Source organism: Rhizobium rosettiformans W3, assembly GCF_004912135.1.
Classification (GTDB): domain Bacteria; phylum Pseudomonadota; class Alphaproteobacteria; order Rhizobiales; family Rhizobiaceae; genus Allorhizobium; species Allorhizobium rosettiformans.
In genome coordinates this window covers 1-688 of record NZ_STGU01000081.1, presented here as the reverse complement: position 1 = coordinate 688, position 688 = coordinate 1, and the positions used below count along the sequence as shown (strand labels likewise).

At 60.8% G+C, this 688-nt stretch carries 1 protein-coding gene; it reads left to right on the top strand.

Annotation, left to right across the window (positions count from 1 at the left end):
• Nucleotides 1-2: 2 nt before the first annotated feature.
• The coding region (locus FAA86_RS24440; protein ID WP_136543910.1) for a GTP-binding protein at nucleotides 3-688 on the top strand (686 nt) is incomplete at its 3' end.

The following is a 688-nucleotide window of genomic DNA, read 5'->3' as shown; positions in this document are numbered from 1 at the left end:
AAATGGCAAAGAGTAAGTTTGAGCGCAACAAGCCGCACGTCAACATCGGCACGATCGGCCACGTCGACCACGGCAAGACGTCTCTGACGGCAGCGATCACCAAGTTCTTCGGTGAGTTCAAGGCCTACGACCAGATCGACGCAGCTCCGGAAGAAAAGGCACGCGGCATCACCATCTCGACGGCGCACGTTGAGTATGAGACGGCCAACCGTCACTACGCCCACGTTGACTGCCCCGGCCACGCCGACTACGTCAAGAACATGATCACCGGTGCTGCCCAGATGGACGGCGCGATCCTGGTTTGCTCGGCCGCTGACGGCCCGATGCCGCAGACCCGCGAGCACATCCTGCTCGCCCGTCAGGTTGGCGTTCCCGCAATCGTTGTCTTCCTGAACAAGGTTGACCAGGTTGACGACGCCGAGCTGCTCGAGCTCGTCGAACTCGAAGTTCGCGAACTTCTGTCGTCCTACGACTTCCCCGGCGACGACATCCCGGTCGTCAAGGGATCGGCTCTGGCCGCTCTGGAAGACTCGAACAAGGAAATCGGCGAGAACGCCATCCGCAAGCTGATGGAAGAAGTCGACGCCTACATCCCGACGCCTGAGCGTCCGATCGACCAGCCCTTCCTGATGCCGATCGAAGACGTGTTCTCGATCTCTGGCCGTGGTACGGTTGTGACGGGTCGCGT